The sequence below is a fragment of the Nitrincola nitratireducens genome (genome assembly GCF_000585235.1).
In the GTDB taxonomy this organism is placed as follows: Bacteria; Pseudomonadota; Gammaproteobacteria; order Pseudomonadales; family Balneatricaceae; genus Nitrincola; species Nitrincola alkalisediminis.
Genome location: NZ_AONB01000013.1, coordinates 57,206 through 82,467 on the forward strand (window position 1 = coordinate 57,206; position 25,262 = coordinate 82,467).

General features: G+C 48.3%; 25 protein-coding genes and 2 pseudogenes. 13 read left to right on the forward strand and 14 right to left on the reverse strand.

Going from position 1 to position 25,262, the window contains the following annotated elements:
• The first annotated feature begins 7 nt into the window (after positions 1-7).
• The 3 genes and pseudogenes from D791_RS11680 (at position 8) to D791_RS11685 (ending at position 1,277) form a co-directional block, all read left to right on the forward strand.
• Positions 8-501 (forward strand): annotated as a pseudogene (locus D791_RS11680) (TIGR02444 family protein).
• 84 nt (positions 502-585) lie between these two features.
• On the forward strand, positions 586-795 hold the full coding sequence (locus D791_RS20995) for an FKBP-type peptidyl-prolyl cis-trans isomerase N-terminal domain-containing protein (protein WP_237748623.1): 210 nt from the start codon (positions 586-588) through the stop codon (positions 793-795).
• Positions 795-1,277, forward strand: coding sequence for an FKBP-type peptidyl-prolyl cis-trans isomerase (locus D791_RS11685; RefSeq protein ID WP_237748624.1), 483 nt, complete (start codon positions 795-797; stop codon positions 1,275-1,277). The genes D791_RS20995 and D791_RS11685 overlap by 1 nt, the downstream gene beginning before the upstream one ends.
• Before the next feature lie 44 nt (positions 1,278-1,321).
• On the opposite strand, the gene D791_RS11690 is transcribed toward D791_RS11685, so the two are convergent.
• Positions 1,322-2,299, reverse strand: a complete 978-nt coding sequence (locus tag D791_RS11690) for a WD40 repeat domain-containing protein (RefSeq protein ID WP_036511828.1) — start codon at positions 2,297-2,299, stop codon at positions 1,322-1,324.
• The gene (locus D791_RS11695) at positions 2,296-2,769 is read right to left on the reverse strand and encodes an Rsd/AlgQ family anti-sigma factor (RefSeq protein WP_036511830.1); all 474 of its coding nucleotides are present in this window, start codon (positions 2,767-2,769) and stop codon (positions 2,296-2,298) included. Before D791_RS11695 ends, D791_RS11690 begins: the two co-directional genes overlap by 4 nt.
• A 184-nt stretch (positions 2,770-2,953) precedes the next feature.
• On the opposite strand from D791_RS11695, the gene D791_RS11700 reads away from it, so the two are divergent.
• Positions 2,954-3,340, forward strand: a complete 387-nt coding sequence (locus D791_RS11700; protein ID WP_036511832.1) for a flagellar basal body-associated FliL family protein — start codon at positions 2,954-2,956, stop codon at positions 3,338-3,340.
• Between the two features lie 31 nt (positions 3,341-3,371).
• Here D791_RS11700 and gshA read toward each other — a convergent pair whose 3' ends face one another.
• From gshA to D791_RS21010, 4 genes are all read right to left on the reverse strand, one after another.
• A complete protein-coding gene (gene gshA, locus D791_RS11705; RefSeq protein WP_051514471.1) occupies positions 3,372-4,940 on the reverse strand; it encodes a glutamate--cysteine ligase in 1,569 nt (522 codons plus the stop codon).
• A gap of 88 nt (positions 4,941-5,028) precedes the next feature.
• Positions 5,029-5,466: a S1 RNA-binding domain-containing protein gene (locus tag D791_RS21000; RefSeq protein ID WP_237748629.1), complete on the reverse strand. Its 438-nt coding sequence runs from the start codon at positions 5,464-5,466 to the stop codon at positions 5,029-5,031.
• A gap of 44 nt (positions 5,467-5,510) precedes the next feature.
• Positions 5,511-6,374 carry a helix-hairpin-helix domain-containing protein gene (locus tag D791_RS21005; protein ID WP_051514473.1) on the reverse strand — a complete coding sequence of 288 codons (864 nt, stop codon included), beginning with the start codon at positions 6,372-6,374 and terminating at the stop codon, positions 5,511-5,513.
• A 5-nt stretch (positions 6,375-6,379) separates the two neighbouring features.
• Entirely contained in the window at positions 6,380-7,174 is a 795-nt protein-coding gene (locus D791_RS21010; protein ID WP_051514474.1) for a Tex-like N-terminal domain-containing protein, read from the reverse strand.
• A 173-nt stretch (positions 7,175-7,347) separates the two neighbouring features.
• Between D791_RS21010 and D791_RS11715 the strand changes: the two genes are divergently transcribed.
• Together D791_RS11715 and D791_RS11720 are read left to right on the forward strand one after the other, a co-directional pair.
• A complete protein-coding gene (locus D791_RS11715; RefSeq protein WP_051514475.1) occupies positions 7,348-9,633 on the forward strand; it encodes an ATP-binding protein in 2,286 nt (761 codons plus the stop codon).
• 12 nt (positions 9,634-9,645) lie between these two features.
• Positions 9,646-11,007, forward strand: coding sequence for a sigma-54-dependent transcriptional regulator (locus D791_RS11720; RefSeq protein ID WP_089503632.1), 1,362 nt, complete (start codon positions 9,646-9,648; stop codon positions 11,005-11,007).
• A gap of 26 nt (positions 11,008-11,033) precedes the next feature.
• On the opposite strand, the gene D791_RS11725 is transcribed toward D791_RS11720, so the two are convergent.
• Entirely contained in the window at positions 11,034-12,629 is a 1,596-nt protein-coding gene (locus D791_RS11725) for a methyl-accepting chemotaxis protein (RefSeq protein ID WP_036511834.1), read from the reverse strand.
• Between the two features lie 405 nt (positions 12,630-13,034).
• Between D791_RS11725 and D791_RS20405 the strand changes: the two genes are divergently transcribed.
• The 4 genes from D791_RS20405 (at position 13,035) to D791_RS11745 (ending at position 16,782) form a co-directional block, all read left to right on the forward strand.
• Positions 13,035-13,484 (forward strand): hypothetical protein, encoded by a 450-nt coding sequence (locus D791_RS20405; RefSeq protein WP_036511836.1) that lies wholly within the window; start codon positions 13,035-13,037, stop codon positions 13,482-13,484.
• Entirely contained in the window at positions 13,460-15,241 is a 1,782-nt protein-coding gene (locus D791_RS11735; protein WP_202806866.1) for a TRAP transporter permease, read from the forward strand. Before D791_RS20405 ends, D791_RS11735 begins: the two co-directional genes overlap by 25 nt.
• An 11-nt stretch (positions 15,242-15,252) precedes the next feature.
• Entirely contained in the window at positions 15,253-15,705 is a 453-nt protein-coding gene (locus D791_RS11740; protein ID WP_036511839.1) for a universal stress protein, read from the forward strand.
• A 75-nt stretch (positions 15,706-15,780) separates the two neighbouring features.
• On the forward strand, positions 15,781-16,782 hold the full coding sequence (locus tag D791_RS11745; RefSeq protein ID WP_202806867.1) for a TAXI family TRAP transporter solute-binding subunit: 1,002 nt from the start codon (positions 15,781-15,783) through the stop codon (positions 16,780-16,782).
• Between the two features lie 72 nt (positions 16,783-16,854).
• Here the strand turns inward: D791_RS11745 and ilvA are convergent, their stop codons facing one another.
• Complete coding sequence (gene ilvA / locus D791_RS11750; protein ID WP_036511841.1) at positions 16,855-18,372, reverse strand: threonine ammonia-lyase, biosynthetic; 1,518 nt, start codon at positions 18,370-18,372, stop codon at positions 16,855-16,857.
• 131 nt (positions 18,373-18,503) lie between these two features.
• On the opposite strand from ilvA, the gene rpiA reads away from it, so the two are divergent.
• Positions 18,504-19,181, forward strand: a complete 678-nt coding sequence (gene rpiA / locus D791_RS11755) for a ribose-5-phosphate isomerase RpiA (protein ID WP_036511843.1) — start codon at positions 18,504-18,506, stop codon at positions 19,179-19,181.
• A gap of 34 nt (positions 19,182-19,215) precedes the next feature.
• Here rpiA and D791_RS11760 read toward each other — a convergent pair whose 3' ends face one another.
• The 4 genes from D791_RS11760 to D791_RS11775 form a co-directional block, all read right to left on the reverse strand.
• Positions 19,216-19,635 carry an FtsX-like permease family protein gene (locus tag D791_RS11760; protein WP_036511845.1) on the reverse strand — a complete coding sequence of 140 codons (420 nt, stop codon included), beginning with the start codon at positions 19,633-19,635 and terminating at the stop codon, positions 19,216-19,218.
• 232 nt (positions 19,636-19,867) lie between these two features.
• Positions 19,868-21,223 carry an ABC transporter permease gene (locus tag D791_RS11765; RefSeq protein WP_036511847.1) on the reverse strand — a complete coding sequence of 452 codons (1,356 nt, stop codon included), beginning with the start codon at positions 21,221-21,223 and terminating at the stop codon, positions 19,868-19,870.
• Positions 21,187-21,681 carry a hypothetical protein gene (locus tag D791_RS11770; protein ID WP_036511849.1) on the reverse strand — a complete coding sequence of 165 codons (495 nt, stop codon included), beginning with the start codon at positions 21,679-21,681 and terminating at the stop codon, positions 21,187-21,189. Before D791_RS11770 ends, D791_RS11765 begins: the two co-directional genes overlap by 37 nt.
• Positions 21,678-22,373, reverse strand: a complete 696-nt coding sequence (locus tag D791_RS11775) for an ABC transporter ATP-binding protein (RefSeq protein ID WP_036511851.1) — start codon at positions 22,371-22,373, stop codon at positions 21,678-21,680. The genes D791_RS11770 and D791_RS11775 overlap by 4 nt, the downstream gene beginning before the upstream one ends.
• Here D791_RS11775 and D791_RS11780 point away from each other — a divergent pair.
• Both D791_RS11780 and D791_RS11785 read left to right on the forward strand, forming a co-directional pair.
• Positions 22,372-22,977: an arylesterase gene (locus D791_RS11780; protein ID WP_036511853.1), complete on the forward strand. Its 606-nt coding sequence runs from the start codon at positions 22,372-22,374 to the stop codon at positions 22,975-22,977. The genes D791_RS11775 and D791_RS11780 overlap by 2 nt on opposite strands.
• 27 nt (positions 22,978-23,004) lie before the next feature.
• A complete protein-coding gene (locus D791_RS11785) occupies positions 23,005-23,529 on the forward strand; it encodes a hypothetical protein (protein WP_036511855.1) in 525 nt (174 codons plus the stop codon).
• Positions 23,530-23,645: 116 nt separating this feature from the next.
• Here D791_RS11785 and D791_RS11790 read toward each other — a convergent pair.
• Both D791_RS11790 and cysQ read right to left on the reverse strand, forming a co-directional pair.
• A pseudogene (locus tag D791_RS11790) lies at positions 23,646-24,226 on the reverse strand (Fe-Mn family superoxide dismutase).
• A gap of 203 nt (positions 24,227-24,429) precedes the next feature.
• Positions 24,430-25,251: a 3'(2'),5'-bisphosphate nucleotidase CysQ gene (cysQ, locus tag D791_RS11795; RefSeq protein ID WP_036511857.1), complete on the reverse strand. Its 822-nt coding sequence runs from the start codon at positions 25,249-25,251 to the stop codon at positions 24,430-24,432.
• Positions 25,252-25,262: the final 11 nt, after the last annotated feature.

Sequence of the window (25,262 nt, forward strand, 5' to 3'; positions counted from 1 at the left end):
CCCTGATATGATCTATAACAATCCCTTATGGGACTATGCGTTGAAGCTTTATCGTCAAGCGGGAGTTGAAGATATCTGTTTGTCTCTTCAGGCACAAGGTGTACAGATCAACCTGTGCTTTTCGCGTGCTGGTTGGCCCACCAGCGCAAACCCTTTCCTAGCGCTTTAAATGAAAGGGTTCTTGCATGGCAAAAAGAGTTGTTGGGCCCATTGCGTGCGTTGCGCTATCACTTTCGACAAAGCGATTGGCGTCACGACTATCCTGAATGTTACCAGCACTTTAAGCAAGTGGAGTTAGAAGCAGAGCGTATTGATTTGTACCATTTGTGGCAATTGAGTCAGATGGACATGCAAACGCTAGCGGTAGATCTTGGTGTAGAACAAATCATGCAGGACAATATACACACCTATATCCAATCGCTAGAGATTGAGCCTGAGTCGATCAAGCAGTACACTGATGCTCTCGTCAGGGAGGCTATAAAAAATAAGCCTGATGATTGAGTATCGAGTGAACTTTGTGGTTGTAAAGTTCACTAACTGGGTACGAATTGATTAATAAAGATGGAATCATCTAAGGAACGTTTCATGAAAACGCTTACACTGGCCGTTGCACTTACGGGCACTCTCTTGTCAGCCGCTGTCGTTCAAGCTCAGACACTGACATCTGAAAATGAAAAATTAAGCTATGGCCTAGGATTAATTCTAGGTGAGAATTTGCTTCAGGACTTCGATCAGTTGGATGTAGATGCCTTTCGTCGGGGCGTAGAAACCGTGTATAGCAAGGTGAGCCCTTAATGACGCCTCAGGAAGTTGGAGAGGTGATGCAGGCTTACCAAGAGCGACGTATGGAAGAACAACGTGCTATGTTTAATCGTTTGTCTGAAGAAAACCTGAAAAAAGGCGAAGAGTACTTGGCTGAAAATGGCAAGCGTTCGGGTGTAGTGACCACCGACTCTGGTTTGCAATACGAAGCCATAGAGGCCGGAAAAGGTGCGTCTCCAAGTGCAACGGACACGGTCAAAGTGCATTATCGTGGTGAGTTGATCAATGGTGCAGAGTTCGATAGCTCGTACGCACGTGGTGAGCCTGTATCCTTCCCTCTAAATGGTGTGATTCCAGGTTGGACAGAAGGCTTGCAGCTAATGCAGCCAGGTGGAAAAGCGCGCTTGGTGATTCCGGCTAAGTTGGCGTACGGTCCAGGTGGAATGGGCAACGCAATTGGCCCGAATGAAACACTGATTTTTGAAGTTGAGCTGCTTGAAGTCAATCCTGAGTAACAGATGATCATGCCAGCGCAGTTGCCATTCAGCAGCTGTGCTGGTTATCTTAAAATGTTGATGATCCCATTGCTGCCAACTGCAATGTAGGTTGAGTCAGCATCAAAGGCAACATCGTATATACCTGTGCTTACCGGGCCATAAACGTCGCGCTTCTGAATTTGCCAATGCCTTAGTTGTCTGCCATCCCTCGTATCCCATAAAAAGACGCTGCCAGAGGCTGTCCCCGTTAATAAGCGATCACCATTGTCTGAGAAACGCGCAGCAAGGTGCGTCAACCGCCGTTTAAAAAAGGTCTCATTGCCACTGATAGAGCCGATTAAGCTACCATTGCGCGTATCCCAGAGAACGGCTTGGCTGAGTGCGCCTGAGCTGAAGGCAAGTTGTGCATTGGGGGATAGGGCGACACTGTCGACGATATTGTCGAGTAAAATCTCAGATACGAGGTCCCCTGTTTCCAGATCCCAGAATCGAGCTCTATAGTCATCGGCACCAGTGAGTGCAAAACGACCATCGGCACTGAGTGCAACACTGCGCACTCGAGCGGGGTGTCGGAGTGTTTGCCGAATACCGCCTTGTTTGACATCAAAGAAAACGGCTTGATGATTTGCAAGGCCTAAGAGTGCAAAGTCACCATTAGGTGACACCGCTAAATCAAGAATTTCGCCAGGAGCACTCCAAAACCAGATGGGTTCCCCTGTTGACACCTGCCATAAGACAAGATCCATGGTGGTTGCGGTCACGGCATACTCACCTTCAGGTGAAAAGCCTGCGGCGATAAGGTCACTAAAACCCCCGGCCTGATGGTTCCAGTCGTATAGTCGTTCAGCCTGACGAATATCCCAAAGGCTTCCACCGTGATCAGATGAGCCAACGATGGCATAGCGCCCAGAATTAGAGAGACTGGCACTCATCGCTCCCTGAGCGGTGGCATCAAACCAACGCTCGGGTCCCGTTGTGCTATCGCATGCACTTAGCGTACATACGAAGCTGGCGGCCAATAGCAGTCGACTCAGCCTCATGCTTCGGCTGCTTGCTCTTTGTGAGACGTGTGAAGCACCGCGATCATTTGATCTTCAATTTCAAACCGCTCTTCTAACGCCTCACCGAGGGTCGAAAGTGAATTGAGAAACTCACGTAGCTCGCTGAGTGTGGGCTCTGTGAAGCCGTTGTTTTGATCATTGAAGTCAAGCGCCATATCCGTTGAGCGCTGAATTAGGCAGAGAAGTTTTTGGCCTTTTTCAACACTGCCATCATGAAACTCATCACCTTCACGCAGAAGCTGTTCATAGACTTCAAAGTGGCCTGATGACAAGTAGTCAATTAACTGGGAGCAGAAAAGACTGATGTAGTTATTGAGGGGCTCACCTACAGGTTGGTCAGGGAGTTTGATAAACGTGCTGATCAGCGCTTGTCTTTGTTCCAGCCAGTGGTCAATAATTCGGCTAACACCGCCCCAGCGCTCCTTGGCATTGCGACATTTTTCAAGCATTTTAGTGATCTCCTGCTGACAAGAAGGTGTACTGGGTTTATTTACGTTATTATGATTCACATAATACACCTTTAAGTGAATTATCATAATACTACTGCCAGAGATTGGAAGCGACAACTGGTCAGCGAATCATAGAGCAGGCAAGATGCTTGGCGTACATGAATAGAGCGAGGAAAAGAATCGTATGAAATTAAGACTATTATTAGGTTTAGCGCTTATTCTTTGCGTAGGGCAGGCGCAAGCGCAAGAGTATCCTGGCTATGTTGAGCTTAAGCCGTTTACAACGAATTTTGGCCAGGTTCAGTCAGGTCCGCTGAGATTCGTGAAAGCAGAGGTCACTTTGCAAGTCGCTGAAAATGGTTCACGTTTAGATGTTGATAAACATCTTCCGCATATTCGCAATGAGTTGGTCTTCCTGTTTTTGGAGCAGGGCGAACGAGATTTGTCGACGATTGAATCTCAGTCATTGTTAGCGCAGAAAGCACTGAACAGCGTGCAGCGCCTTTTGATTGAAGAAACAGGTGCCCCACAAATCAGTGACCTGTTTTTCACCAGCCTAGTGGCTCAGTAGAGCGCACTAGGCGAGCGAATGAAGCAGTGAGCTAGTTGCGGGCGTGGTAATCCGCCAAGAAAGTGTCGAAATCCACTGCTGTATTGGCTTCAATAGAGGCCTGTTCTTGCAACGAGGTTATGGCTTCATTGTCGAGTCGGGATTGAATAACGGCATCAAGGGGTGTTTGGCTTAATGTTGCTTTGTGCTTGAGACTGAGTTGAAACATCCAGTCGTGGTAGCTGAGCTTTGAGGCAGATAACTGCTCTAACACCTGTGCAGAGGGCGTCAAGCTCGGATCTTGGACAGAGCGTCGCTGCTGTTCAACAGCATGGCTGTGATAGCTAAACCCATTGGCTTCATCCATAACAGCGGCGGTCTTTGCAATTTTGTCCAGTAGTCTATCGGCCAAGGCTTCCCGCGGCACTTCCACGCCATCACTGAGTAAGGTCAAACCCGGTGCGCGGCCTTGTGTTACGATGCGCTGGTGGTTTTGAGCAATGCTTTCGCATTCGTCGGATGATAGCTCATCATTTTCACTGAGTAAGCAGGTCACGAGAAATGCATCCAAAAAGTAGGCTTGCTCTGTGCTGATGCCCATAGGAATGAGCGGATTGATGTCGGTGTTGCGCACTTCAATGTATTGAACGCCTTTTGTCATCAGAGCGTGTATCGGCTTTTCGCCAGACTCAGCAACACGCTTAGGGCGAATGTCGCTATAATATTCATTTTCGATTTGCAAAATGTTGGCATTAAGCTGTCGATACTGTCCATCAACTTTTACACCAATGGCCTCATAGGGTGCATGAGGGGTTCGAATCGCTTCGCGCAAGGAGTCGGTGTAGCTTTGCAGGTGGTTAAAGCAGATATTCAAGCTCGACTGGGCTTTGTTCGTATAGCCCAGATCACTCATGCGTAACGAGGTGGCATAGGGTAAATAGAGTGTGTCCTGTGTTAGCGTTTCCAGCTGGTGAGCTTTGCCCTTCAAAAAGCTTTGACTAAGGGCAGGTGATGCACCGAATAAATACAATAATAGCCAGCTGTGACGACGGAAATTACGAATGAGTTTAAAGTAGCTGGCCGAGCGAAAATCACTCATGCTGCCATCAAACTGACACATTTTTTGGTAGACGGGCCACAATTGCTCAGGAAGAGAGACGTTGTAATGAATCCCCGCAATGGTTTGCATCATTTTCCCGTAGCGATGCTGTAAGCCCAGCCGATAGATGTGTTTCATCTTACCGATGTTGGAATGACCATACTCGGCAACAGGAATCGAATCTTCAGAAGGAATGTAGCAAGGCATACTGCCACCCCAGATCACTTCATCGGCTAAAACACCGTAGCTGAAGCGGTGTAAATCCTCAAGATGACGAATCATCTCCTCAGGGTTGTGGAAGACGGGCGTGATAAACTCAAGCAGCGCTTCTGAGTAGTCCGTCGTAATCTCGCTGTGGGTCAGCGCAGAGCCAAGTCCTTTGGGATGAGGGGTCTGTGAAAGATGCCCATGCCCATCAAGACGCAGGCCCTCTTTCTCGATGCCATGTTGTAACTGTGTCAGAAGGTTGCCATGTCCGTTACTGACAAGCTGGTGCAGATGTTGCTCAAAGGTTGCAGACAAAACTCAGCTTCCTATTCAGTCAAAAATGAGGACTGCATTATAAACCAGTCATGCTGAAATGCAGTCCTGAAATCGACCTATGTGATATTTAATTTATACTTTTCATCGACAAAGCAATACGCTTTCTGTGGGTATCCACCTCTAAAACGCGCACTTGAACAATTTGCCCTGTTTGTACAACGCTATGTGGATCGCTTACAAAGCGGTCGGCCAATTGTGAAATATGCACCAGTCCATCTTGATGCACGCCAATATCGACGAACGCGCCAAAGGGGGTTACATTGGTAATGACCCCCTCCAGTCGCATCCCTTCTTGCAGGTCCTGAAGTGTTTGAACCCGTTGATCGTATCGGACGGACTGAAACTCGGGTCGTGGATCTCGGCCGGGCTTTTCGAGTTCTTTTAAAATGTCCGTCAGCGTAAACCGCGCAGTCGAGAGCTGATCAATTTGACGTTGAGTCAAGGTTTTTAGAACAGCCGGTTGATTTAACAGTTCAGGAACCGTCATGCCGACACAGCGCGCAATGTCTGCAACAAGGTCATAGGATTCGGGGTGAACGGCCGAATTGTCTAGAGCTCAGCGCCGTTACGAATGCGTAAGAATCCAGCGCACTGTTCAAAGGCCTTTGGTCCCAGCCTTGGCACTTTTAACAGTTGTTTTCGTTGCTCAAAGCGACCGGATGCATTTCGCCATGCCACGATATTGCTGGCTAGGGTCGAATTGAGACCTGCAACACGGCTAAGTAAGGCCTCAGAGGCCATGTTTAAATCGACACCGACATAGTTCACACAGTCTTCGACCACATCATCAAGTTTGCTGGCAAGGGCCTTCTGGTCGATGTCGTGTTGATACTGACCCACCCCAATCGACTGAGGGTCAATCTTAACCAATTCGGCAAGCGGGTCTTGCAAGCGCCGAGCAATGGAGACGGCACCGCGGATGCTCACGTCTAGGTCGGGAAACTCGGCGGCGGCCAAGGCAGATGCCGAGTAGACGGATGCACCTGCTTCGCTGACCAACACAGCGGTAGGTGCCGATTGTCCGATAAGTGTTTGCAGTTGGCTCACTAGGGTTTGCGTTTCTCGTGAGGCCGTTCCATTTCCGATCGCAATCAGTTCAACATCATGTTTCTTGATCAAGCGAGTCAGCGTGTCGAGCGCTTGTGCTTCCTTATGATGCGGGGCGTGGGGATAAATGGTGTCATACGCTAGGAGTTGGCCAGTGGCACTAACGACTGCGAGTTTTGTTCCTGTGCGAAGGCCTGGGTCTAAACCCAGTGTGGCTTTCGCGCCAGCGGGGGCTGCCAATAATAAATCTTTCAGGTTTTTGGCAAACACATCAATGGCAACGGCATCCGCACTTTCACGCATCTGCTTCACCAGCTCTGTTTCAAGTTGCGGTCTTAAGCGTTTACTCCATGCCTCTTCAATCACTTTCTTTAACCAAGGGTGACTATTTGCATACTGAACCTTGACGCTTGAGCCAAGGTGAAAAAGGGCGTGTCTAGCATGCCTTCAGGTAAATTAAGGGCGTATTTCAACACGCCTTCGTTATGGCCTCTAAGGATAGCCAAGGCCCGATGTGATGGGATTTTCGCAATGGCTTCTTCATACTCAAAGTAATCACGATATTTGCTATCGTCTTGCGCTTTCCCCTTAACGACTTGAACCTTAAGGATCCCCTTCTTCCAGAGCTGGAGTCTTAGGTGACCTAGGGCATCTGCTTGTTCTGTGAGCGTTTCCAATAGGATATGCTTGGTGCCCTCTAATACTCCATCAAGTGTATCGAAGGGGGGAACCTTCGTGATGAAGGAAGGCGCAACGCCTTTTGGATCGTCTTGATAATGCTGCAGAATGGTTTGGCTTAGAGGGGCTAAACCGGCTTCACGGGCTTCTTGTGCTTTGTTGCGCCGTTTTGGGCGAAAGGGAAGGTATAGATCTTCAAGTCTCGATTTGGTATCGGCGCTGAGCAGAGCGTCTTTGAGTTCGCGGGTCAGTAAGCCTTGTTCGCTGATCTGCTCGATAATAACCGTGCGCCGCTGATCCAAGTCACGTAAGTACAACAGGCGTTGGTGTAAGTCTCTCAGTTGGGTGTCATCGAGGCCGCCAGTCGCTTCTTTACGATAGCGGGCAATAAAGGGAATCGTGGCCCCTTGATCCAAAAGTGCGAGGGTGGCTGAGACTTGATGCTGTCCAATGTCTAGCTCTTTGGCCAATTTGAGTTCAATGTGCATGGGTATCCTTAGGTTGACGCAGACCTGTTCGTGACGTGTGATGGACGAAAAAGGCACTTTAAATTATGGGTAAATGTAAAGTGAAAGTTAGTGTTAAAGTATATAGACTAAAGTTGTGCTATTTTAAACGAACCATTAAAGCCATATACCCTTCGCTAATCAGGGCATGACACATGAATTCATCCTATCTAGCTGATAGTACCTCACAACGACTTGGACGTCGCTCCGTGATTGTGGTCGTTCTATTGGTTGTGTTTGCGCTGCTGATGGTTCAAACAGCGCACATCAGTCGCAGCCAAACGCTGGCCGAACTGGAGCGAAAAACGGAAGCGGATCTTAACCGCTATCTTTTGAGTGTCCAACAAAAGTTCGATCGATACAAGGATTTACCCAAGCTTCTGTCTGGCTACTCGGAGCTGGCCTCAATTCTTCCGCTTCCTATGAATGAGCAAGATAGATTGCGCATCAATTTTTATTTACAAGATGTGAATGCAACCATTGGGGCATCCGATACTTATTTAATGAATGCAGAGGGTGAAACGGTTGCATCGAGTAACTGGGCTTTAGACCGTTCATTCGTGGGGGGGAATTTCAGTTTTAGACCTTATTTTATCGATGCAATGAAAGGGCAGTCTGGCCGTTATTTTGCATTAGGCACGACGTCTCAACAGCGGGGGTATTTTTTTAGTTATCCGGTTTACGAGGCTGGACAAATTCAAGGTGTGGTCGTTGTGAAGATTGACCTAAATGATGTTGAGGATCATTGGAATGATCCCATGCAGGACATTTTGGTAACGGACAATGATGATGTGATTTTCATTTCGACACGCCCTGAATGGAAGTTTAGAACGCTGCGCCCCTTAGCGGCACATGAGCGTCGTCGTGTGGTTGAAAGCCTAAGATACGGCGCGCATGATTTGGACCCTTTGGACATTGTTCAAAGAGATACGCTGCCATCGGGCTCTCAGTTAATTACCCTGACGGATATTTTGGACAAAAATCGAGACGATCAAGAGGTTTTGACGTCGCGACAATACTTAAAAATGTCACGCTCCATGCCGGATGCGGATTTAAATGTCACAATTTTAGCGAGTTTAAAGCCGGTCGAGCAGCGCATGATCAGTGCCTTGACGCATGTGGCGTTTATTTATGTTGCGACAGTGTTGCTCGTTATGGTGCTCTTGGCGCGTTATCGTATTGTTCAGCAACGGGAAGATTTCCAGCTACGGGAGCACCGGGCACTAGAGGCCTCAGAAGCTAGAATCCGCGCGATTATCGACAACACCCATGCAGGTTTGATCACCTTAGATGAACAAGGGTTGATGCGGTATCTCAACCCCACGGCTGAGAAACTCTTTGGTATTAAAGCGGATGAAATCCGAGAGCACTATTTTAGCCAGCTGTTATCAGAGGCCGATCGATCCGTGTGTTGGCGACATATCATGAATGATGCACCCGACGCACCGGATGAGCTCACGATCGAAGCACAGGCCTATCATAAAGGCCGTGGTTGGTTCCCAATTGAGTTAACAATCGGTCGCATGGAAGTGGCGGGTGAGCGTCAATTTATGTTAACCATTCATGACATTACGGAGCGTAAGCTATATGAGCAACGTTTGCAGCAGGCCCGCGACGCCTTAGAATCTCGTGTTGAAGAGCGAACCTCGGATTTGCGTCAGATTAACATGCGATTACTGGATGAGATGTCTCAGCATCGTCATACCCAGAATGAATTAATTCAGACGGCAAAATTGGCGGTGCTTGGGCAAATGGCTGCAGGAATTAATCATGAGCTTAACCAACCTCTTACGGCTATTCGTCATTATGCTGACAATGCCAAGGCTTTTCTGGAGCGGGGCCGATTTGAAGTGGTATCCAGTAATCTGTCTGAGATTAGTGGCCTGACGGAGCGTATGGCAAAAATTATACATCCTTTAAAAGAGTTTTCACGCAAAAGCACGGGACAGAGTGAGGTTGTGTGTCTAAAAGCGGTTCGTGATGGGGCAATGTCCGTCATGTATGGGCAGCTCGAAAAAGAGGGGATCGAGGTAAGCTGGCCTTCAGGTCTTGAGGAGGTCTATGTAACGGCCGATAGTTTGAGGCTCGAGCAGGTGTTTGTAAACTTGTTAGCGAATGCTATTCAAGCGATGGAAGGTTATGAAAATCCGCGTATTGATGTTAGTTTAACCTCGTCTCAGTCCATGATAGATATAAGTTTTAGAGATTATGGGCCGGGTATCAACGATCCACAGCGGATCTTTGAGCCCTTTTATACAACAAAAACAGCTGGCCAAGGGCTGGGGTTAGGCTTATCCATTTCCCAACGTATTACTGAGTCCTTACAAGGAAGCCTGATAGCCAAAAATCATGCAGATGGAGGAGCTGTCTTCGTGATTAGTCTACCGATGGCCTCCATTCCGGGTCATATAGAGTGCCCCTCACCGTCAGAACGCGTATAGAGAAAATAACCTATGCAACCAATGAACAGCCCTGTATTACTGGTGGATGATGAAAAGCACGTTCGCCTTGCCGCGGGTCAGACTCTAGAACTGGAGGGCTATGATGTCTCTGCCTTAAGCCGAGGTGAGGACGCCTTAGCCCTGGTGGATGACAACTGGCCAGGCGTGATTATTACCGATATTAATATGCCGGGCATGGATGGTTTGGAGTTGATGCGTAAAGTTCATGCGAAAGACCCAACCTTACCCGTGATCTTGATTACCGGACATGGGGACATATCCATGGCCGTCAAAGCCATTCGAGAAGGCGCCTACGATTTTATTGAAAAGCCCTTTGCTTCTGAGTTGCTGCTGGATGTGGTCCGCAGGGCCTTGGATAAGCGGCATCTGACCCTTGAAAACCGTCATTTAAAAATGGAGCTGGAGGCGCAAAGTGCGCCAGGTCCAAGGGTGATTGGTAAGTCAGAAAAAATGCAACAGTTGCGACGTTTAGTGTCTGCAATCGCGGACACTTCAGCCGACATTCTAATTATGGCTGAAACGGGTTGTGGTAAAGACTTATTGGCTCGTTACATCCATGAGCACAGCTCACGTCAAGAAAAGAACTTAGTGGCGATTAACTGCGGAGCTGTGCCCGAAGCGCTCATAGAAAGTGAGTTGTTTGGGCATGAGGCAGGCGCATTCACCGATGCTCGATCTAGGCGTATTGGTAAGCTGGAGCATGCCAATGGTGGAACGCTTTTTCTGGATGAAATTGAAAGCATGCCGCTCTCTTTGCAAATCAAATTGCTGAGAGTGTTGGAGGATCGACAAATTGAGCGTTTAGGTTCGAATCAGGTGATTGATTTGGATTTGCGTGTTATTGCTGCCAGCAAGGCGGAATTGCGCCAATTGTGCGAACAAGGGCAATTTCGAGAAGATCTGTATTATCGATTAAATGTGCTGCGTGTCGATATTCCCCCCTTACGAGAGCGGCGAGAGGACATTCCTTTGCTCTTCCATCATTTCTCGCTGATTGCGTCAGCTCAGTACGGTCGAGAGGTGTTGCCCTTGTCTGCCGAGCGTATGCGCAGTTTGATGTTGCATGATTGGCCTGGCAATGTACGTGAGTTGCGAAATCTCGCTGAACGTTACGTGCTCTTGGGTGAAAGTTGTACATTTGATTTTGATAACCGGCCGATCACTGGAGCGCCCGTAGGACGAGCCATGACCTTACCGGAACAGGTGGAGTATTTCGAGAAAACCTTGATTCACACTGAGCTGTCACGCCATGCAGGCTCAATCAAAGATACGCTGGATAGCTTGGGATTGCCGCGCAAAACCCTGTACGACAAAATGCGTAAGTACGACCTAGACAAAAAAGATTACAAATAGCCTTCTTGTCTAGGTCGATGAGTCTCTTACAGCTTGAAGCGCGATAGCATCTGCTCCAGCTGTGTCGCAAGATCGGTCAGTTCACGTGAAACATCGTTTAGGAAGCGAGCATGCTCCGAGGTTTCGTCTGTACTGTGGTTTATGGCTTGAATGCTAGTATCAATTTGATTGGCAACGTCTGAGTTGGCATGAATAGCCTGAGCGACTTGATGGTTCATACTGTTTATGCGCTCAATTTCGGTGGCGATGGTGGCAAATGCACGGGTTGAGTTTTCAACCTGTGTGACACCCGAGTCTGCACTTTTTAGAGAGCTTTCCATCGCTTGAACGGCTTCTCTCGCGCCAGCTTGAAGCGTGGAGATGATAGTGTTGATTTCCTCCGTTGATGAGTGCGTCCGACTGGCCAGTGTTCGTACTTCATCTGCCACTACGGCAAACCCTCTGCCTTGCTCGCCCGCTCTAGCTGCTTCAATCGCCGCATTGAGCGCAAGCAGGTTGGTTTGCTCAGCAATTTTGCGAATCACTTCAAGGACGGTATCAACATTTTGACTTTGTTGGTCCAATTGGTGAATAACACGAGTGGCTTGTTCAATGTTCTGGCGTAAATGGGTAATAGAGTCGATCGCATCATCGGTAATGCGTCGACCGGACTCGCTTTCTTGTCTGGCAAGTTCGGAGGCCGCAACGGTTTCCTCTGCGCTTGACGCGACGCTCTCAGTCGAGTGGCTCATCTGAGTAATCGCGGCCATGACCGAGGATGTTTGCTCTTGTTGATGCATCACGGAGCCGCTGGTGCGCTGAGCGATATGATTAATTCGACTGCTAGAGCTTGAGAGTTTTGAGACGGTGTCACTCACATGTTGCAAACTGGCTTGAATATTGGAGAGGAGTGCGTTAGCTGCCATGGACATACGCCCAATCTCATCTTTTCCATCGACTGGAACTCGTAGGCTAAAATCATTATGTTCTTCAATCTGATGCAGTGTCTTCGCGAAACGATTGAGCGGTGAAATCACCACGCGGTTTAAGACATAGCTGATCATCAATATGCCTGCAATAAATAATGCAAGTTCAATCAGTGCAACATTAATCATGTTGCTTCGAATGGCTTGGTTCATTTGATCCAAGGAATAGGTTACACGAACCGCTCCCAAAACCGTATTTTCTGGATGCTGATGGCAGAGCATACAGTTGGTGCCTTTGTAATCCGGGATGGCTTTCATGGGGAGAATAACGGTTAAGCGGTGGCCGTTACCATCACGTGTTTCTTCAATAATTCGCTCGCCTTGCATGGCGCGCCGATCCAAGTCGTCCCGAACCACAGAGTCGCTAGAACCGGGGCCATAGATGCTGTTTAAGGCATCACTGCGAAGAATCCGAGCTTCAGTAATGGACTCATTGCTGAGTATTTTGTCTTGTAAGGCTTTACGATTGCCCATTGCGCCGCTGAGCATCAGAATATTGATGCTATCGAAGTAAGAGTCGGCCGTATCAATGGTGGTGGTTGTGGCAACTTGACTGACCAGCGACGATTCGCTGCGATAAATAACAGTGAGTGATGTGATGAGCACTATAAAAAATACGGCTAGGAGTGATAGGTTAACTCTTGTTTTAATAGACATCTTCAACCTCAGTGCTCAACAATAAAAAGAGTACAGTCTTGTTTTAATCAGAAAGCAAGTATAACAGGCATTTACAATAACGCACCTATTGTAAGTGTACTGATTCATAACGAAATAAATGTGTGGAAATCCGCCAATTTAATTTTTTATATGGATGGTTAGTCGCCAAACTCATTGAGTGTATGGACATGTATAATTTATACGGTGCATGTAAGTTTATGATATGTATTGATAAGTCTGATAAATGTTTGAGTTGGCATATATCCTGCTTATAGATTGCTCATGGTACATCGCGCAGTTATAAGCTTGGTAAACAGTAAATCTGGACTAAAGTTAATTACAACTGTGTCACCACAATAAACATAAGTTTTGACCGTGTTAACTCAACCCCAGAGGTTAAGAAAAATGTCTGATACTGATAAGTCGCTTGATGCACTCAGCCCAGAAGAGCGAGCCAAGCTAAAAGAGCTCATGGAGAAAGACGCCAAAACAGAGCGTCACCTAGGTGGGGTCTGGAAGTGGTTAGTCGCGGCGTTAGGCGCCATAATGGTTTTGATCTATTTCTATGGTGCGGGTTTCAAAGCCTTAAGCACACAATACCACTTAGGTGTGTATGTCCTGATTACCTTTGCGTTGGTGTTTTTGCTTTACCCCGCCGGATCACGCAGAATGGCTATCTCCTTATCGATTTTGACGGGTTTTCTCATATCGATATTAATTAACTCCTTCTTTGTATTTGAATCACCTTACGCACTGTATCAGCAAGTCATGATGTTTAAAGAGACTGCCGGATATGATGGATTGGGCGTTGCTATGCAGAAGAGTTTGGTTTGTTGGGCTGGATATTCTTATTAACCTTGCCTTTTGCGGCTTTATTGGTGCCACTGGATCAGTGGATGGCGAAGCGTTTTACCAGCACTCCAACGGCCAGCGATATTCTTCTCTGCTTAATGGTAACGGCGTCAGTCATGTACTGGATCAGCCAATTTGAGCAATTAAACTACCGTGCAGGTGCCGAACATGAGTTGGATTATCTCATCAGTATAGTGGGTTTGATTTTATCGCTTGAAGTTTGTAGACGCGTGTTAGGCTGGTCCATTACCTTAATCGGTATTGGTATGATTGCGTTTGGCTTATATGGCCCGTATTTGCCTGAGTTGTTTGCTCACCGTGGTTTTAGTATTGAACGTTTAGCAACCTCTTTGTTCTTGACGACCAACGGCGTGTTTGGTGTGATGGCGAGTGTTCTGGCGACCTACGTTATTCTATTTATTTTCTTTGGCGCGTTTTTGCAAAAATCAGGTGCTGGAAAGTTCTTTATTGAATTGCCTTTGGCCTTGGCGGGTCGTTCTGCGGGGGGGCCTGCAAAAGTAGCTGTTATGTCCTCAGCCTTATTTGGCTCAGTGTCCGGTAGTGCTATTGCGAATACCGTGTCCTCAGGAGCATTCACCATTCCAATGATGAAACGTGCAGGGTTTAAACCACATGTTGCCGGTGCAATTGAGCCTGCTGCGTCTATTGGAGGAATGTTCTTGCCTCCGATCATGGGTGCGGGTGGCTTCTTAATGGCGGAATTGACGGGGACGCCGTATTCCACCATCATGATTCTATCCATAGGGCCTGCGTTCATTTACTTCTTATCTATCTTTATGATGGTTCACTTTGAAGCTAAAAAACACAATTTGATTGGTACTCCGGGTGAAGTGTTACCGCACTGGAAGGAGGTTTTGAAGTCGGGATGGTACTTTGCACTGCCACTCGTGATCATTACCGTTCTACTGTTAAGTGGACGTTCTGCAGGCAATGCGGCATTCTGGGCGACCTTGTCCTGTATCGCTGTTAGCTGGATCAAAAAAGAGACGCGCATGGGCCCACGTGAGATTTGGGATGCTATCCAAATTGGTGCGCGCAATACGCTGATTGTAGGGGCTACTATGGGGGTTATTGGTGTGATCGTGGGTACGATCTCCTTGACCGGTATGGGCCTTAAATTCTCAGATCTCATCATTTCAATGGCTGGCGGTAATTTATTGTTGGCTCTAGTGCTAGTGGCGATTGCCTCCCTGGTCTTGGGCATGGGTGTGCCAGTGACGGCGGCATACTTGATCGTTGCTGTCCTTGCCGTACCGGCTTTGGGTGATTTGGGTGTAACTGTCATTGCGGCACATATGATTGTGTACTGGCTCTCACAAGACTCCAACATAACACCACCTGTGTGTGTGGCGGCATATGCTGGGGCGGCGATTGCGGGTTCAGATCCATGGAAAACCGGTTGGACCGCATTCAAGTTCGCAAAAATGCTGTACATCATGCCGCTGCTGTTTGCCTTCGTACCCGCAATGCTGCTAGATGGCTCGACCACTGACATTTTGATTGCGTACACATCGGCGGTGATGGGAACCATTGCGTTCTGTTCATTTGCCATCGGCTACGCGCGTCGTAAAACGACATTACTTGAGTGGATTATACTTGGAGTTGCAACCGTTGCACTCTACTGGCCAACGCTGATCTCTGATGCAATCGGTTTGGCCTTAGTTGCGGTCGTGTATTGGATGCAGCGTGATGTGACCAAACAAAGTGGCGTTGAAGCGCTTACCACTAAGCCTGAATAAAGGACACGATTATGGCGTTGTATACAAAAATACTGTTCGCGACCGATTTTTCTGAAGGCTCGTATAAGGCATGCCAACATGCGTTGGAGATTGCACACCTTTCGGGTGCTCAGCTCTATGTTTTGCATGTCATCACTGAGTTGACGGATAAGCGTCGCCGACGTTTACCTGCTGAAGTGGTCGAAATCTTTGCACGCGAGGTCGAGACACATGCGATTGCAGATATGAAAGACTTTTGTAAACAATACCTTTCATCTGAAAAGCTAAAAGGTATTGAGCTAGTTACCGATGTTGTCATCGGACGCAGTGAAGAAGAGATTTTACGTGTTGCAAATACCCAGTCAGTGGACCTCATTGTACTGGGCACAGCTGGGCGGACGGGTATCGAAAAAGTACTCGTTGGTTCAACGGCTGAGCGAGTGATACGTGAAGCGAAGGTTCCGGTGCTTACCGTTCGAATCTGAGCAAGATGAATTGTTTTGTGAAAGCAAAACGTGATACACCCATAAAAAATGATAAATACAAAAGAGGAAATCTTTATGTCAGCCATGTTTAATTTCAAAAAAACGGCTTCACTAGCGGCAGCAGCAGTTGCGGCTGTGTCCCTTACCTTTGCATCTATGGCCAGTGCTCAATCGGTTCAGCGTTTGGCGTTTTCCGGTGGTCCAGATGGCGGTACCTTCCAGTTTTTCTCTAATGGCATTTCAACACGTTTATCACGTGCAATTGACGGCGTTGACGTGTCGAATATGGCATCAGCGGGTTCCGTTGAGAACTTAAGACGTGTTAACTCACGTGACGCGGACTTTGGTATTGTCTACTCAGGCGATCTTTACTTAGGTTCAGAAGGTCAGCTGACGAACGATACCCGTCGTTACCGTAACGTTCAGGCGATCTCTTACATGTTTGGTGCGCCCGCGCACTTGATTGTACTGGATAGCGCTGGCATCACCGATGTAAGTCAGCTGGCTGGGAAAAATGTCGCAGTAGGACCTGCGGGTTCTGGAGCGGCAGCATCTGCACAGCGTTTCTTTGAAGGTGTTGGTCTGTGGGACAAAATCAGCCCTCAGTACATAGGTTACAACCAAGGTGCTTCTGCGTTGGGTGACCGTCAAATTGATGCGCTGTGGGTGTTTGCAGGCTTCCCGAATGCATCTGTTATCCAAGCGGCTACCAGCAATCGTGTAAAACTGTTGCAAGTGTATGAAGCGGCTGAGAAAGGAACATTGTTCAATGATCATCCTTACTATGCTCAGGTAACCATCCCAGCGGGAACTTACCCGAACGTAGACTACGATGTAGTGACCATTCAAGACTCAGCCTTGTGGGTTACTGGACGTCACATGTCTGAAGAGATGATTTACAACATGGTGTCTGAAGTTTACTCAGACAGCGGCCTGGAGTTCATGCGTTCTGTGTCTAGCGCTGCCTCTGCAATGACGGTTGAAAGTGCTCTAGACGGTATCGTCAACACTGTTCACCCTGGTGCAGCCAAGTTCTGGGAAGAAAAAGGTCATACCTTGAACGACGCTCAGAAGTAAGTTTTGTTTTAAGGTCTCATTTATTTAATCAGGCCTGTAAAAAACCCTCGCTTGCGAGGGTTTTTTTATGGTCTAGCCTAGAAAAAGTGTATAGGCGTCGTTGTCGGTTTCTTCCCAATAGGTGTAGCCAATTTCAGAAAGATAAGTGGCAACTAGGCTACGTTCTTCAGGAGGCACTTGCATGCCTGCAAGGACACGCCCGTAGGCCGCACCATGATTACGATAGTGAAACATTGAAATATTCCAACGCCCACCGAGTTTATTCAAAAATAGCATTAATGCACCGGGGCGCTCAGGAAACTCAAATCGGTAAATCACTTCGTTGGTCACACTCGCAGGTGCGTGGCCACCGACCATGTAACGAATATGAATTTTCGCCATTTCGTTATCCGTCAGGTCTGTCACTTCTAAATCATGCGCTTTGAGGGTATCGAGAAGCTCTTTGCGGCCATCATTGTCTGGCTTGATCTGAACACCCGCAAAAATGATGGCTTGATTATCATCACTGTAGCGGTAATTAAACTCGGTAATATTGCGCTTGCCGAGGGCTGTGCAAAACTGCTTGAAGCTGCCTGGGCGCTCAGGGATTTTTGCCGCGATAATCGCTTCACGTTTTTCACCCAACTCCGAGCGTTCAGCAATGTGTCGCAAACGATCAAAGTTAACATTCGCGCCCGAATCAATAGCGATCAGGGTTTGGCCGGAATTTTTTTCACGTTCAACGTATTTTTTGACGCCCGCAACGCCAAGCGCACCTGCAGGTTCGCATACAGAGCGAGTGTCATCGAATATATCTTTAACGGCGGCGCAGATTTCATCCGTTGTTACTGTGATGACTTCATCGACAAACTGCTTTGCTAATTCGAAGGTGTGCTCGCCAATTTGTGCGACCGCCACTCCGTCTGCAAAGAGACCGACTTGCGGTAGGATCACTCGCTCACCCGCTTCGAGCGCGGCTTTAAGGCAGGCCGCATCTTCGGGTTCGACGCCAATTACTTTAATGTCTGGGCGCAGGTATTTGATGTACACAGCGATACCCGCGATGAGGCCACCACCACCGACGGGCACAAATACGGCTTCGATAGGGCCGCTTTCCTGACGAAGGATCTCCATCGCAATTGTGCCTTGTCCGGCAATCACATCTGGGTCGTCGAAAGGTGGAATATAGGTGTAGCCTTTTTCACTGACAAGCCGTTTGGCGTGCGCTTGCGCTTCATCAAAGGTGTCTCCATGCAGGACAACACGCCCACCTCGAGCTTTTACACTGCTGACTTTTATCTCGGGTGTGGTTTTTGGCATGACAATGGTGGCTTTTACGCCCATTGCCTTTGCCGACATAGCTAGACCTTGTGCATGGTTTCCGGCTGAGGCCGTAATGACGCCTACCGCCTTTTCACTTTCGGTCAGCTGAGCCATACGGTTGTAGGCACCTCTGAGCTTGAAGGAAAACACGGGTTGCATGTCTTCACGCTTCAATAAAATTCGGTTGCCCAATCGGCTGGAAAGAGAGGGAGCGAGGTGGAGAGGGGTCTCGACTGCGACATCGTAAACCCGAGCTTCAAGAATTTTTTTGATATACCGGTGAGCCATAACGAACCAAGTTTGCCAAAGTGAATAAGAAAAGAGAACTGATGTTATCGGCTATAACCTCTAGCGTCTACAAGCATGGTAAGGTGTTGCGTATAATTAGCGATTATTCTGCCAACAATAGGTGAAAAGTGATGACACAGGATGAAATGAAAAAGGCTGTCGGCCAGGCGGCGGTTGACATGATTCGACCTCGTCTCGAAAAAGACATGATTATCGGTGTCGGTACGGGTTCAACGGCCAATTGTTTTATTGAGGCGTTGGCATCCTGTCGTGATCAGTTTGCAGGAGCGGTTGCTAGCTCGGAGGCAACCGCAGAGCGTTTACGTCAAGTTGGCATCGAGGTGTTTGATCTTAACAGTGCGGGATCCTTAGCGTTTTACATTGATGGCGCTGATGAGTTTGATGGTGCGCTCAACCTGATCAAAGGGGGAGGTGCTGCACTGACGCGTGAGAAGATAGTGGCGGCCGCTTCAAAAGAGTTTATTTGCATTGTCGATCAAAGTAAGCAAGTGGATGTGCTTGGGCGCTTTCCTTTACCGATAGAGGTCATTCCAATGGCGCGGTCTTATGTGGCACGTCAGTTGGCTGCACTGGATGGGCAGCCTGTGTATCGAGAAGGGTGTATCACCGATAATGGCAACATCATTTTAGATGTCCATCATTTGGAAATACTCGACCCTAAAGCCTTTGAGCGTTTCTTAAATAACATAGTAGGGGTGGTGACGAATGGCTTGTTTGCGAACCGTCCTGCTGATGTGGTGCTCATGTCGACACCCGCTGGTGTTGAAGAGCTGCGCGCACGTTCGTAATGTAAAAAGAGCCCCTGATGGGGCTCTCTCTACTCTAGTGGGCTCTTAATAAGCGGTAACATTGGTCAAGCGTGAGCCGTTTTCGCAGTAACGCGCCGCTTACGGTGAAAAATGCAAAGCTTGCCAAGGGTAATGTTAGCCAAAGGCCGAGATGCAATTGCGGTGCAATGTCCAGCAAATGAATGTAGAGCAAGGCAATAATGCCTTCGGCGATGATGGCCGCCATGAATCCACACAGTCCTCCGAGTAACATTAGCTCTAATAGGTCAAGCTGTTGGGTTTGCTTCGCATTTGCTCCAAGCGTCTGCAGTAAAGCGCCCTCATAGCGACGTTGCTCTAAGGCTTGCTGCAGGGTTAGCAACATGAGCATGGCGCCGCAAACGAGACTCAGCGCAAGAATCAGTGCCGAACTATCCCCTAAGCGCGTCAACCATTGATTGAGTTGCAGCAGCATTTGATCGATATCAATTAGGGTTAAGGATGGAAATGCTCGTACGAGTTGATTTGCCAGCTCTTGTTGCTCTTGCCCTAAACGAAAGCTCGTAATATAGGTCGCAGGAAATTGATTCAGAGTTGCTTCGTCAAAAATGACATAAAAATTAGGCTGGAAGGATGTCCACTCGACGCTTCGTAGGTTCGCAATTTGAGCTTCTACTTCTAATCCTGCTAAATCAAACCCTAAGACATCACCGAGCTTCAGCTAAAATTTGTGCCATTTCCTCCTCAACTGAGATCAGCGGGCCGGATGTCTCGCCTTGCCACCATTCTCCTTCGGTCATGATGTTGTGTGCAGGTGCCTGATTGCTCCAGCTCAAGTTCAACTCACGATTTAGCGTATTATGCTCAAGTTGTTCGGGCGTCATTTGGGCATGAATGGGTGCTCCGTTCAGGGTGGTGATGCGACCTCTGACCATCGGAAAAAACACGGCATTCACATTGGCGTCATCAAGAAAGCTCTGTAGCCCTTCGGTTTGCCAAGGCTGGATATTGACGACAAAGTAGTTGGGTGTGTCGTCAGGGATTTGCGCCTGCCAATCTTTTAGCAGGTCTGTACGGCTCACCCACACCACGCTCAGCAGTGTTAAAAGCAAAATCGCAACCGCAGACTGTAAACGGTGCCACTGACGTTGTTGGCGTAGGCGCATGACCAATAAACGCCCCAGCAACAGCCGTTTGGCCAGAGGTGTGGCAAGATGTTTCAAGCAGAATTGGGCGATGGTGCCCAGTACGGCTCCACCCAAGAGCAAGAAGGCCAATAAAATGAATGCCGCCATAGGTGCTTCTAGGAAGCTCAATAACACAACGAGCAGAAGCAGGGCACACATTACTTGTAATGCCAACCCGCGCCGTTCGGTTTTGATATCTTCATCTCTAAAGAGCGCACTGACTGAAACCTTTGATAGGCCCAAAATGGGCGGCAGTCCCAGTAGAACCAAGAGCGCTAGGCCAACACCCGCACCGGTAAAATAGCGCCAAAGAGCGGGAGCGGGCAGGGATTGAGGGAGGAGCTCATCTAGCCAGCGTGAAACCATGTGCTCCAGCGCGATCCCTGTAAACGAGCCCATAAGAGCAAGTACGGCCCAAGCCAATACCAGCTGCATCAAGTACAATACAACCATTGAGCGCTGTGTCATGCCGAGACTTAACAGCAAAGCGCAGCGAAGGTGCTGGCTTTGGCTAAAGCGCTTAAGGCTTAAGAATATGGTTAATGCCGACAGTAAAAGTGCAATCAATGACGTGAGTTTCAGATAGCTCAATGCGCTAGCCAAGGCATTGCCGCCTAAGGGTTGTTCATCCTGAAGTGAAAAAAGCCGCTCTTCATCACCGAGATTTTCCTTCAAAAACTGCGCAAAGGCAGTCACCTGTTCGCTTGATCCCGACAATAAAAGCCTGAATTCGGCTCGACTACCGGGTGCAAGAATCCCACTGGCTTCAAGATCCGCCTCATTGACCAGTATTTGAGGACTAAAGCTTCTGAATCCGCTGCCCCTGTCGGGAGAGCTGATCAGTTCAGCTTTGACGATGAGTTCGGTGTACCCCAATTCAATCCTGTCACCGAGCTAAGGCCCAGCTGTGACATCACTCTGGCTTCGACCCAGGCATGCCCTGGCTCAGGGATGTCGGTTACTTGGGAGGGGCGAGTTTGAATTTGGCCTCGTAAGGGATAGGGGGATTGCACGATCCGCACCGAACTCAGCATCATCTCGTCACCTGCACTGATCATGCTTGGAAACTGAATGACCGATGTGCTGGTTAGGCCTGCATCTGTGGCTTGCTGTAAGCGGAGAGTTTGAATGGGGCGTTGGCTGCTTAACACCATGTCTGCACCAAGGACGGACGCGCTCTCACGGAGTAAGCCGCGTTCGAGTCTGTCACCGAGGAGCGATAAAAGGGTTGTTAGGGTAATCGCGATCCACGTGGCAATGAGTAAGGCCCGCCACTCCGTTGTGCGCAGCTGGCCTTGCATCTGGCGTCTGAGTATGCGAACAGAAGCGCTCATAGCGACCTCTCAGTTAAGTGCCCATTATTAAGCGTGACGCAACGTTGGCAGCGTGAAGCAAGATCTGGATCGTGCGTAATCAGAATGAGCGTTGTTTGCTGTTCCGCGTTTAGTCTAAACAGTTGTTCAATGATTTGTTGGCCTGTTTCATCATCCAGGTTTCCGGTAGGTTCATCGGCAAAGAGTAATTGCGGCGATGTAACAAAGGCCCGGGCAATGGCAACGCGTTGTTGTTCACCGCCTGATAACTGAGCGGGGTAATGGTGAACGCGCTTTTCAAGACCGACTTCTTTTAACCACTGGAGTGCGTGTTGCTCGGCCTGTTTGTCTCCACGTATTTCCAGCGGCAGGCGTACATTGTCCAGCGCGCTTAATTCGGGTAGTAGATGGAAGGATTGAAAAATGAAGCTGATATATTGCGAGCGAAAGGCCGCTCTCTGTGCGTCATCCATCAAGGACAAATCGCGTCCTGCCAGTTTAATGTGTCCTGAGCTGGGTTGGTCAAGGCCTGCCAGTAAACTCAATAGCGTGGACTTACCGGCGCCGGATCGACCGATAATGGCTAAACTCTCACCGGGTTTGACTTGAAGCGAGAGTGCGGAGAAGAGTTCGAGCCGTTGCTCTTGTGCTGGAAAGGATTTTGCGACATTCTGAGCTTCAAGAATGAATCCATCAGGGGTAAGGAGTGTCATGCGTTATCTCATATCCATATTGCTATTAATCGGTTTGGTTAACACCGTACAGGCGAAAACCCTATTGGTCTTAGGTGACAGCTTGTCAGCTGCCTATGGTATTTCGCCGTCTGAAGGCTGGGTATCTCTTATGGCTGATCGATTGTCTCAAGAATCAGCCGACTATCAAGTTGTCAATGCGAGTGTGAGTGGCGAAACGACCAGTGGTGGCTTGAATCGTCTGCCATCTTTGCTCGCCACTCATACACCTCAGTGGGTGTTGATTGAGCTGGGTGCGAATGACGCATTAAGAGGAACCCCCATCTCTGTTATCCGTGAAAACTTATCCACTTTGATTGAGCTATCCTTAGCTGCCGATGCTCAAGTTCTGTTAATTGGTATACGCATCCCTTCTAACTATGGAGCGCGTTACGGCGACGCTTTTTTTGAGTTATTCACAGAAGTAGCAGACCATTATGAGGTTGATAGAGTTCCCTTTTTACTTGAAAATGTTGCACTTAATTGGGATCTCATGCAGTCTGATGGTCTTCATCCGAATGCACAGGCACAACCCGTGATACTCGACAATGTTTGGCCGTTTGTTGAGCGCCTGTTAGAAGATTAACGTAAAGTACCAATAGGATACACACCTATGAGATTAACGGCAGGGCTAGTTTGCCTGACGCTATTGTTTAGTTTGTCTGGTTGCACTGAGATTGCGAGACCTTCCACTGGCTCTTCGGCCGTTGTAGGTGAGTCGAGCAACATCGATTTTGGCGCTCAACAGCGGCTCTCTTCGCCAGAAATAACGGCACTCAATTGGTTTCCAAATTACCAGCAGCCTATTCTCCAATTCGAAATTTTGCTGGCGCGACAAACGCAATCGCAAGATCCAGAGCGGTTACAGACCCTTTTAAATCTAGCCTACTTATATGATGCGCAATTGTATGTGCTGTTTCATGAGCTCTTGGATTACTTGCCTGAACTGGCGCGCTCGCGTGAAATTAAAGAGCAGAATGAGTGGTTAGATCTGCGTGAAACACAAATGAGTGATGCTTTTGTGAAAAACCAAGGTGGGGATCTAGGCTCAATTCAAGCTTCGCAGGCGTTTATTGCCGATACGAGAAAGCGTATCGCGGTCATTGAGGAACGATTGTCGATTGTTAAAATTCGTTGATCCATCGCTCACCAGGAGGATGGCTTGCGTGATACATAAAAAAGACCGCTGAATGCGGTCTTTTCTGTAAAGTACGCGCGCTGAGGCGCAGAGCTTTTATACCCTGGTTGTGGATATTAAGCCGCTAGGTTCTGGTTTACAAATTCCCAGTTTACAAGTGCCCAGAAGCTTTTCAGGTAGTCAGGGCGTACATTGCGGTAATCGATGTAGTACGCATGCTCCCAAAGGTCGACCGTCAACAACGCTGTTTGGCCATTGGTCATCGGAGTGCCAGCATTGCTGGTGTTAACGATTTCTAAAGAGCCGTCAGCGTTCTTAACTAACCAAGTCCAGCTAGAGGCAAAGTTATTGACGGCTTTGTCATTGAACTCTTCTTGGAACTTCTCGAAAGAACCCCACTTGGCATTAATAGCATCGGCAATAGCACCTGTCGGAGCACCGCCAGCATTAGGTGCAAGGCAATGCCAGTAGAAAGTGTGGTTCCAAACTTGAGCGGCGTTGTTGAAAACAGGACCAGATGACGTTTTGATGATGTCTTCTAGCTCTTGCCTTCAAACTCAGTACCCGGGATCAGGCCATTCAGCTTAACAACGTAGGTGTTGTGGTGCTTACCGTGATGGTAATCCAAGGTTTCTGCAGAAATATGGGGTTCAAGTGCATTTTTCTCGTAAGGCAGTGCTGGCAGTTCAAAACTCATTATAATCACCTTTAATTTGACAGGAGTTGGTGTTTAACGTTACGAAAAGAATTACGCCTTCACGCAATCTGTACCATCATATCACCGAATTGACATTCTATAACGGCACAAAAAATGTGACTTTTTGTCTTTAATAGGAGTCAGCCCCTTCGATTAAACACGTATCAATCACTATATTGCGGCGCTTGCTTGAAAAACAAGGTTCAGTGGTTGAAAGATTCAGAATTAAGACGTTTTTCAAGGTTGAGAGATGTATCGCCCAATGCAATAAAGGCAGGGTTTTCCAGCGAGTCCTTGGTGTTGTAGCGCAAAGGCTCCAGTGTATTGGCATTGAGCAATACTCCACCTGCCTCAACCAAAATCGCCTGTGCTGCCGCTGTGTCCCACTCGCTAGTCGGTGTCATTCGGGGATATAAATCAGCCATCCCTGAGGCAATCAAGCAAAGTTTGAGAGAGCTCCCCATCGCGCTGGTGTTGACGTCGAAATCTTTTAATACTTGAGCGACGGCTTCAGCTTCTTTACGCCCATGGCGGCGGCTGGTGAGTAAATGAACGGTGTGTTCAATTGCACGAGTTTGAATGGGACTTGGCAATCCATTTTCTAAACACCAAGCTCCTAACTGGGTGCCTCCCCAGTAAAACGCTGATTTTGCAGGGGCATACACAATGCCTAAGATGGGGGTTTGTTGATCAATCAGCGCAAGGTTAACGGTAAACTCACCATTTCGTTGTAGAAACTCACGCGTACCGTCTAGTGGGTCAATCAACCAGTAGCGAGCCCAGCCTTGGCGTTCTGACCAATCAGGTATCTGTGCTTCTTCGCTCAAAATGGGAATGTCAGGGGTCAGCACACTCAGGCCTTGGGCCAGAATCCGCTCAGCGGCTAAGTCTGCGGCGGTCACAGGAGATTGATCCGCTTTTAACTGTGTGTCCCATTCATCTTGATGATACACCTCCATGATTGCGTCACCGGCGTTGCGAACCAATTCAAGTAATGACTCAATGGGCGGCAGGTTAGTGTGCATATGTGGCTCCT